General features: G+C 64.0%; 8 protein-coding genes and 1 pseudogene. 5 read left to right on the top strand and 4 right to left on the bottom strand.

All coding sequences use genetic code 11. The features are described from left to right. From rpiA to FJ471_RS33070, 4 genes are all read left to right on the top strand, one after another. A partial coding sequence (rpiA, locus tag FJ471_RS33085) for a ribose 5-phosphate isomerase A (RefSeq protein WP_140809890.1) occupies positions 1-411 on the top strand: 411 nt, incomplete at its 5' end. Positions 412-432: 21 nt separating this feature from the next. Continuing rightward, a complete protein-coding gene (locus FJ471_RS33080) occupies positions 433-1,050 on the top strand; it encodes a DUF2059 domain-containing protein (RefSeq protein ID WP_140809888.1) in 618 nt (205 codons plus the stop codon). Positions 1,051-1,168: 118 nt separating this feature from the next. Beyond that, on the top strand, positions 1,169-2,557 hold the full coding sequence (gor, locus tag FJ471_RS33075; RefSeq protein ID WP_140809886.1) for a glutathione-disulfide reductase: 1,389 nt from the start codon (positions 1,169-1,171) through the stop codon (positions 2,555-2,557). A 26-nt stretch (positions 2,558-2,583) separates the two neighbouring features. Next, entirely contained in the window at positions 2,584-3,744 is a 1,161-nt protein-coding gene (locus FJ471_RS33070) for a serine hydrolase domain-containing protein (RefSeq protein ID WP_140809884.1), read from the top strand. Positions 3,745-3,793: 49 nt separating this feature from the next. On the opposite strand, the gene mgtE is transcribed toward FJ471_RS33070, so the two are convergent. The 3 genes from mgtE to FJ471_RS33055 all read right to left on the bottom strand — a co-directional run bounded on the left by mgtE (position 3,794) and on the right by FJ471_RS33055 (position 8,087). Continuing rightward, positions 3,794-5,158, bottom strand: a complete 1,365-nt coding sequence (gene mgtE / locus FJ471_RS33065; protein ID WP_140809882.1) for a magnesium transporter — start codon at positions 5,156-5,158, stop codon at positions 3,794-3,796. 279 nt (positions 5,159-5,437) lie between these two features. Beyond that, entirely contained in the window at positions 5,438-7,330 is a 1,893-nt protein-coding gene (locus FJ471_RS33060; RefSeq protein WP_181179923.1) for an ABC transporter ATP-binding protein/permease, read from the bottom strand. A gap of 355 nt (positions 7,331-7,685) precedes the next feature. Beyond that, entirely contained in the window at positions 7,686-8,087 is a 402-nt protein-coding gene (locus FJ471_RS33055) for a DUF6252 family protein (protein ID WP_140809878.1), read from the bottom strand. A 252-nt stretch (positions 8,088-8,339) separates the two neighbouring features. On the opposite strand from FJ471_RS33055, the gene FJ471_RS33050 reads away from it, so the two are divergent. Next, a complete protein-coding gene (locus tag FJ471_RS33050) occupies positions 8,340-8,774 on the top strand; it encodes a hypothetical protein (protein WP_140809876.1) in 435 nt (144 codons plus the stop codon). A gap of 89 nt (positions 8,775-8,863) precedes the next feature. Here the strand turns inward: FJ471_RS33050 and FJ471_RS33045 are convergent. Then, positions 8,864-9,509, bottom strand: a pseudogene (locus FJ471_RS33045) (DsbA family protein); the annotation flags it as partial.

The following is a 9,509-nucleotide window of genomic DNA, read 5'->3' as shown; positions in this document are numbered from 1 at the left end:
TTGATCGGTGGCGGCGCGCTGCTGCGCGAGAAGATCGTCGCGGCGGCGTCCGACCGCATGATCGTCATTGCCGACAAGTCCAAGATGGTCGGGACGCTCGGCCGCTTCCCGCTGCCGATCGAGGTCAACAAATTCGGCCTGCGCGCCACCGAGATCGCGATTGGCGCCGCCGCGGCGGAGCTCGGGCTTTCCGGCCCGGTTACATTGAGGATGACGGGGGGCCAGCCATTTGTTACAGACGGCGGCCACTTTATCCTCGATGCATCTTTTGGCCGCATTCCGGATACAAGAGCGCTTTCGAATGCTCTCTTCGCCATTCCAGGCGTTGTCGAGCACGGTCTATTCATCGGGCTGGCGTCAACGGCCATCATCGCCGGCGGCGACGGTATCGAAACCGTCCATGCAGCCTGAAACCAGGGAGTTCTACCGACTATGATGTTGCATAAACGAGTTCGCCGCTTTTCGATGCTTCTGGCGGCCTCGGCCGTGCTTGCGCTGTCGTCACCGGCGTTCGCGCAGGATGTCAGCGAATCGCATCTGAAGGCCGCGCGCGCGGCCGTCGCGGCGATCCATGCCACGGACACGTTCGACAACATCTTGCCGCAGGCGGCCGGCGCGCTCGAAGCGCAGCTGATCCAGAAGAACCCCGACATGCAGGAGCTGATCGGCAAGACGGTGGCCGAGAAAGCACTCGGCCTTGCGCCGCGGCGCGCGGATCTCGAAAAGGAAGCAGCGCTCGCCTACGCCAAGGTGTTTTCCGAGCAGGAGCTCAACGACATCGCCACCTTCTACAGCTCGGCGGCCGGCAAGAAGCTGCTCGACAGCGGCCCCGCGGTGACGCGCGACCTCGTGAAGGCCGCCGACATCTGGCAGAACGGCGTTGCCCGCGACCTCGCCCAGCAGGTCGGCGAAACGATCGCAGCCGCCGCCAAGGCCGCGGCGCCGGCGGCACCGGCTCCGGACGCCGCCGCGCCCGCCGACAATTCCGCTCCGGCGGACAATTCGGCTCCCGCCGACAATTCGGCCCCGGCGGACGACTCGCAGAACTGATCCGCATCGACCCGGCCGACGGCCGCTGGACTACAAAGCCCGGGTTTGCCCGGGCTTTTCTTTTGCCGCTTTGCAGCCTACCTGTGCCCCGTCTTTCTCATCCGCAGGAGCTCTCGCGATGACCGGTTATGACTATGATCTGTTCGTCATCGGCGGCGGCTCCGGCGGCGTAAGGGCGGCCCGGGTGGCGGCGGCCCTCGGCAAGCGGGTCGCCATCGCGGAGGAATACCGGTTCGGCGGCACCTGCGTCATCCGAGGCTGCGTGCCGAAGAAGCTCTATGTCTATGCGTCGCAATTTCCCGAACATTTCACCGACGCCGCCGGCTATGGCTGGACCGTGCCCGAGGCGAGCTTCGACTGGCAGGCACTGGTCGTCAACAAGGACAAGGAGATCGCGCGGCTCGAGGCGATCTACAAGAGAAATGTCGAAGGCTCAGGCGGCGAGACATTTCACTCGCGCGCCGTGCTGGTGGACCCGCATTCCGTTTATCTGGTCGCCGAGGACCGCACGGTCAGCGCCGACCAGATCCTGATCGCGACCGGCGGCAGGCCGGCGCCGCATCCGGCGCTGTCGGGCCACGAGTATTGCATCTTCTCCGATGAGGCTTTCGACCTCAAGGAGCTGCCAAAGGCGATCATGATCGAGGGAGGCGGCTACATCGCCGTCGAATTCGCCAACATCTTCCATGGCTTGGGCGTCGACACCACGCTGGTCTATCGCGGTCAGGAGATCCTCAGCCGCTTCGATATGGACCTGCGCCGTTTGCTGCACGAGACCATGGAGAAAAAGGGGATCAAGATCGTCTGCCCCGCGGTTTCGGAATGGGTGCGCAAGACGCCGGAGGGCCGGCTCGACGTGTTTCTGTCTTCCGGCCAAACCTTGACGGTCGACCAGGTGATGCTGGCTATCGGGCGTATTCCCAATACCGAGAATATGGGCCTGGAAGGCGTTGGCATCGAACTCAGCCAGGCGGGCGCGATCGTGGTCGACCAATATTCGCGCACCAACCTCGACAACATCTGGGCGATCGGCGACGTCACCCATCGCGTGCAACTGACGCCGGTCGCCATCCACGAGGCGATGTGCTTCATCGAGACCGCGTTCAAAAACAACCCGACCGCGCCGGACCACGACACCATTCCGACCGCGGTGTTCTCGCAGCCGGAGATCGGCACCGTCGGCCTGTCGGAAGACGACGCGGTCAAGCGTTATCCGGATGTAGAGATCTACCGCGCGTCGTTCCGTCCGATGCGGCACACGCTGTCCGGCCGCGACGAGAAGATGCTGATGAAACTGGTGGTCGACGGCGCGTCCAGGAAGGTGATCGGCGCGCATATACTGGGCCCCGATGCCGGCGAAATGGCCCAGCTTCTCGGCATCCCGCTGAAGGCGGGCCTGACCAAGGACGATTTCGACCGCACCATGGCCGTGCATCCGACCGCGGCCGAGGAACTGGTGACGATGTACAAGCCGACCTATCGCGTGAAGAACGGCGAACGCGTCTGACATTTCAGGATTTCAGGGAGCCTCCGATGTCCGCCAGCGCCGCGCCGCTCGACCGCAACTTTGCCCGGCGCGTCGATCAGGTTGTGGATGGCGCGATCGAAGAGCGCCGTATCGTCGGCGCGGTCATTCTCGTCGCCCGGCGCGGCGAGATCCTCTATGGCCGTGCCGCCGGGTTCGCCGACCGCGAGGCGAACGAACCGATGCGTCAGGACGCGATCTTCCGCCTGGCCTCGGTGACCAAGCCTATCGTCGCCACCGCCGCGCTCGCCCTGGTCGAGGCCGGCGCGATCGATCTTGCCGATCCGGTGACGAAATTCATCCCGGAATTCCGGCCGAAGCTTGCCGATGGCAGCGAACCCGTCTTGAACATCCAACACTTGCTCACCCACACCGCCGGCCTCGACTACGGCTTTCGCCAGCCCACCGGGGGTCCTTATCAGCGGGCTGGCATCTCGGACGGTCTCGACCAGCCGGGTCTGTCTTCCGCCGAGAACCTCAGGCGCATCGCCTCGGTGCCGCTGTCCTTCGCACCCGGCGCGGGCTGGGGCTATTCGGTGGCCATGGACGTTCTGGGCGAGGCGATGGCGAGAGCCACGGATGAGACCTTGCCGGACCTTGCCGATCGCCTGGTCGTCAAGCCACTCGGCATGAGCGACACGGATTTTACCGTGCGTGACCAGGCCCGGCTGGTGAGGCCTTACGCGGACGGCCCTGGCGGGGCCGTCGCCATGGGCGAGCATCATCTCGTGCCTTTCGGCGACGGCGCCATCTCGTTCACGCCTGGGCGCGCTTTCGATCCCACTTCCTTCGCATCCGGTGGCACCGGCATGAATGGCACGGCCAGCGATGTCCTGAAGCTGCTCGAAGCGCTGCGGCGCGCAGACGGGACCGTTATCCGCCCCGAGACGGCGGCGGCAATGACCAGGGATGCGATCGAAGGCCTGGCGACGACCATGCCCGGCTGGGGCTGGGGTCTGGGATTTGGCGTGTTGCGCGACCCGGTGGTGGCGGCGACGCCGCAGGCTCCGGGGACATGGCGATGGGGCGGGGTCTACGGCCATTCCTGGTTCGTCGACCCGACGCTCGACCTGACGGTGGTGGCGCTCACCAACACGGCGATCGCCGGCATGACGGGCGCCTTCCCGGATGCGCTGCGCGACGCGATCTATGGCCGGCGGGCTGGATGACGCAGATACCCGCCGCCGACACGGTCCGGCGGCGGGTTATGCAATGCTTCTACAGCAGCGTGCCGCGCAGGATCACCAACGCCACCGAGAAGTAGATGACGAGCCCGGTGACGTCGACCAGCGTGGCGACGAACGGCGCGGAGGCGCTTGCCGGGTCGAAGCCGATCCGCTTCAGCGCGAAGGGCAGCATCGATCCCGACAGCGAGCCGAAGGTGACGATGCCGACCAGCGCCGCGCCCACCGTTGCCGCGATCAGCATCCAGTGCGGGCCGTAGTCGTAGAAGCCGAAATACTGCCAGAGCGTGATGCGGCAGATGCCGACGATGCCGAGGATCGAGCCGAGCACCATACCGGTCGGCAGCTCGCGCAGGGCTACCCGCCACCAGTCGCGCAGCCCGATCTCGCGCAGCGCCAGCGCGCGGATGACGAGCGACGTCGCCTGTGAGCCGGAGTTGCCGCCCGAGCTCATGATCAGCGGGATGAACAGCGTCAGCACGATCGCCTTCTCCAGCTCGCCCTCGTAGCTCTGCATGGCGTTGGCCGTCAGCATCTCGCTGAGGAACAGCGCGCAGAGCCAGCCGGCGCGCTTCTGGATCATGGCGAGGAAGCTCATCTTCATGTAGGGCTCGTCGAGCGCCTCCATGCCGCCGAAACGATGCACGTCCTCGGTCGTCTCCTCGATCATCGTGTCGATGATGTCGTCGACGGTGACGATGCCGAGGATCCTGCCATGGTCGACCACGGGCAAGGCGAGCAGGTCGTATTTGGAGATGGTCTGCGCCAGGTTCTCGCGATCGGTGAGCGGCGTCACCGTCACCGGCACGCGATCGGGCGCCACCGACAGGATCGAATCCTCAGGGTTGCCGGTGATCAGTCGGCGCAATCCGGTCGAACGCAGCAGGAGCTGCGTCTCCGGGTCGACGATGTAGATGGCGTAGATGGTCTCGCGCGTGCGCTCGACCTTGCGAATGTAGTCGAGCGTGCGGCCGACGGTCCAATCCGAGGGCACGCTGACGAATTCCGTCGTCATGATCGAGGCGGCGCTGCCTTCCGGATATCCCAGGATGGACAGCAGCGTTGCGCGCAGCGGCGGGGCCAAGGCGCCAAGCAGCTCCGAGCGAGCCGGTTCATCCAGCTCGCGCAGGATGTCGGCGGCGCGGTCGACCGACATGGCGGTCAGGAGCTTGCTTGCCTTCGGGCGCGGCAGGGCCTCGGCGAGCTCAGGTGCCGCTTCGAGCTCCGGCTGGTCGAAAATCTCGACCAGCCGCTCGAACGGCACGGCGCAGAGCAGCTCGATGGCTGTCTCGCGGGGCTCGTGGTTGAGGGCTTCGACGACGTCGGCGACGTGATCGTTGGCAAGAACACGGGCGACGGCGACGGCTTCGTCGTCCAATACGGGTGCGAATTCGTTCATGGCTCACTCCTTGCCGTCCGGCAGGACGTGAGCCATCAGGTCACGTCAGGGCGGACGGCGGTTGCGTTCGACTGTGACTGTCGCCAGGCATGGCGGGTTGACCTTTCTGCTCGCGGGGTTCGAGTTTGAATTTGGCGAGCGGGCGCAACATAGGAGCGCCTTTTGCCGAGTCAATTGTCAAAAGCTCGGAAATCGGGTGAGGGGAGGTCGGATCGCGAGACTGTGATCGGCAGCCGCGGCAGCCAAGCCACGGAAGCAGATAAAAGCTTGGCCTGATTGCTATTTCTGCTTCAGCCGGCGGAAGCGCAGCCATTTGTCCTCGGCCGGCCGCGGCGGCTGGGCGAGGATGGTGGTGAGCTCGCGCGGCAGGCTGGGGGCGAGCGGCTTCTTGGTGGCGACGCCGTCGGCGATCGCGACCACGCTGTGGTAGAAATCCTCGCCCGTAAGCGAGCGCGGCGGCACTGCCTCATGCATGACGCTGATGACGGTGACGTTCGCGCAATTGTCCTTGATCGCCTGGTGGAAGGCGATCTTGCCTTCGGGATCGAGCGCGCCGGTCGCCTCGTCGAGGAACAGAAGTCCGGGCTGCCGCAGGATGATGCGAGCGACCACCAGCTTCTGCTTCTGGCCGCCCGAAAGCACCTGGTCCCAGACCTTGCCCTCACGGCTTTCGTCGGCCATGTGCCCGATGAAGTCGCCGAGGCCGGCTTTGTGCAGGGCCGCGGCGACCTGCGTGTCGCTATGGTCGTTCTCGGAACCCGGCAGGCAGACTAGCTGCTTCAGCGAGACCTGCTGCAGCTTGACCTCCTGGGCGGCGTAGAAGCTCGTCACGCCTTCCGGGAAAACGATGGTGCCGCGGCCATATGGCCACAGGCCGTTAATCGCCTTGATAAGCGAAGTCTTGCCGCAGCCGGACTCGCCCTTGAGGAAGGTCCATTCGCCGCGACGGAAACGTAGATTGGCGGCGCTGAGGAAGGGCGTCGCATCCTCGCCCTGATGCGCCAGCTCGAGCTTCTGGATGGTGAGGCCGAACACCGGGTTCTGGGTGGCGTAGCTGAAGTCGGAGCGGCCCGTCTGCTGATAGAATTCCTGTGGGTGCTGGACGTTCTCGATGGCGTTGGCGAGTTCGGTGACGCGCTGGCTGTTGGCCCGCAGCGTGGCAATCGCCGGCATCACATGGATGAACCACGAACACTGGCTGATCAACTGGGCGACCATTTCGGAGCCGGTGATGTAGCCCTTGTAGTCGAGGCGGTTGTGGATGAACGACACGAGGCCCGGGGAGTAGGCGACGATGCGGGCGCCGACGAAATTGTAGATCAGCTCGAACGACGTGTAGCTGGTGTTGACGATGTTGAGCCGCCCCCATGTCTTGTCGATATCGACATAGAGCCGGTCATGCATCGACTTCTGCACGCCCTCGCCATGCGAGGCGGCGACGTGGAAGCTGCGGCGCAGGAACGTCGTCAGTTCGCTTCGGTAGCTGCCCTCGGCCTGTTGCATGCGCACATTGAGCCGCTCGAGCAGGCGGCCGAGCTTGACCGCGATCCAGGTGTTCAGCGGCACGTAGATGGCGACGGCAAGGAATGCCAGCACCGCGGTGCCGTAGCTGCCCAGGAATTCCAGGCCTTTGACCTCGACCGAGGACCCAATCAGGTTTTCACCGATGAAGTAGAGCGAAGTCGCGACACCCAGCACGCCCATGGCGAGGCCGATAGCGCCGCCGGTCATGTCCTTGATCGATTCCTGGATACGCTGGTCGATGTTGTCCGGAGCGACGATGCCGCCGGCCGCCGAACCGTGCTGGGCGTGGAAATGGGTATGGTTGCCGTCGAGCAGGGCCTGGTTGAACTGGTTGTTCAGCCAACCCCGCCATTTGCGATGCAAGGTCGTCGAAACGAGATTGCGCACGCCGGTAAAGCCGGCATCCTTCAGCACGACCAGCAGCACCAATATGCCGGCATTGGTCAGGATGGTCTGCAACGGGTGGGTGTTGGCGGCGTCGTGGAGGAAGGCGATCGAATTGCCCAACTCGCCCAACGCCATGGCAAACCAGACGCCAGCCTTGCTGGACAATGCCGTCAGCAGCGCAATGACGACGGTGAGGGTCCAGGCTTCCTTCCAGCGGTCGGAGAACCAGTAGGCTCGCATCAGCCCCCAGAATGTACGCATCGACGATACCGGCGTCAGGGACGAGGCCTTTGCCTCGCTGGATATTTGCTCCGGTACTGTACGCCGCGGTCTACCGACCTCAGTCACGATCCCGCCCAAACCTTTCTAGTTTTGTTACACAGGGTAACACCAATTGATCATTTTCCATTAATTTTCTGCCGGCGAATGTGAACAGGGTTATCCGCCGTGGCGCGAGGGCAACAGAAAGGCCGAGCCCAGGGATCGTTAGCTGCTCTGATTTCGCCTTTTATTCCAGTGTGTTAAAGGCGATTGCGCCAGTCGGCGAAAAGCTTCCCTTGGGGAAGCAAAAAACACGGCTTCGTGAACGAAGAGAGGCGCCGATCAGCCGAAATGATTACTGCGCGGTGACCTGAATGCCCGAAAATTTACCGTCCGCGAGCTCTTCAGGCTTGCCCGATTCGTCTTTTCCCGAGGCACTGAAATGACCGGAAATGGTCTTTGCGGCTGCATCGTATTTGTCGATGACGATCTCGCCGCTGGCGAAACGGACATGGCCGACCATCGCGCCGGAATCGAGAATGTTGAAGTTGGCGCTGTTCGCGCCGGATCCGGTCTTGAGCTTGTAGCTGCCGGCAAGGTCGTTCGGATCCTTGAGCGCCAGCATCGAATTGAAGGTCTTGGTCGGAAAGCCCTGCTCGGTCCCCGACAGGTTCAGCATAGGCTTGCCGCCCATCTGCATCGTCTGGGCAAGGGTAAAGGACGCTGTCCAGGGTTTGCCTTCAAAGGTCGCCGACATGACGGCCTCCTCGGCGGATACGCGCTGCAATGTCAGCGGAAGGCCGAAGGCGAAAGGCAAGCACAGCAGCAACAATGCGCGACGCCTGACCGCCATTCGGTGCCCCTCAAATCAGTTAAACCCTCGGCCATCGTAGCCCAGCGCGGCGTGCAAGGCGATTCACCAGATCGTGTCGGGCGGCGGAAGAGGATTTGACAACGCGGTTCCCCGGGCCGAACTTGCCAAGCGATGGTTTATGTCGAGGGGGATGACATGCCTGCACGGACAGTCGCTGCCGCGCTGCTCAGCATTTTCACCTGGACGTCCGCGGCGCACGCCGCCAGCCAGACCATTCCGGCAAGCGCCGAGGGCCAGGTCGAGTTCAACACGCCATCCGGCAATATCGGCTGCATCTATACGCCGAAGGGCGGCACCAGCACCTACCAGCCGCAGGATGGCGGGCCGGAGCTCTCCTGCTCGCGGGTCGAGCCGAGCTATGTGACCGTAATCCTGGGGCCGAAAGGGCCGGCGACGCTGATCAAGAATCCCGGCGAGCAGGGCTGTTGCAGCGACGTGAACAAGCTTGGCTACGGCAACAACTGGAGCAAGGGGCCGTTTTCCTGCCAGTCGTCGACGAAGGGATTAAGCTGCACGGGCAGCAATGGCCACGGCTTCTTCTTGAGCAAGGCCAAAGCGACCGCGAAGTAGGAGCACAATCCCAGGAAAAGCGCGCGGCGAGTTGGAAACCGCCAACTGAATGTTCCATTGGCGGAAGGCGCACGGCACCGAACCTGACCGCCGCGCGCCTTGGCCTGCGCCACCTGGCGGATCGCGTCGGCAAGCGTGTCGGCATCCTGCGCGCCCATCACCGCGTATTTGCCTTCGAGCAGGAAGCAGGGCACGCCGGTGATGCCCATGCGCGAAGCGGTGGCGATCTCGTTGCGGACCGCCTCGACGTCGGCATCGGTCGGCAGCAGCGTCTCGACCACGGAGGCATCCATGCCGGCTTCGCCGGCCGCCTTTACCAGCACGGCATGATCGCCGATGTTCACGCCTTCCTCGAAATTCAGCTGGAAGAGGCGGCGCACCAACCGGTTCTGCACATCTTCCCCCGCGGCTCCCGCCCAGCGGATGACGCGGTGAGCATCCAGCGTGTTGGCGGCGACCTTGATGGCAGCAAATGCAAAATGGATGCCCTCGGCCTCGCCGAGCGGCTCGATGCGGGCGTGGATCTCGCGGATGCGTTCCTCGCTGCCGAATTTGCCGAGCATGTATTGGCGGCGATCCATACCCTCTGGCGGGATGGTCGGATCGAGCTGGAACGGCCGCCAGCGGACATGCACGTCGACGTCACCTACAGAAGCAATGGCCTTGTCCAGCCGCTTCTGGCCGATGAAACACCAGGGGCAGACGACATCGGACACGACATCGACGGTGATGGAG

It is taken from the genome of Mesorhizobium sp. B2-7-1, from assembly GCF_006440735.1.
Lineage (GTDB): Bacteria > Pseudomonadota > Alphaproteobacteria > Rhizobiales > Rhizobiaceae > Mesorhizobium.
Note: the sequence above shows the minus strand (reverse complement) of the source record. Positions and strands in the feature narration are given on the sequence as shown.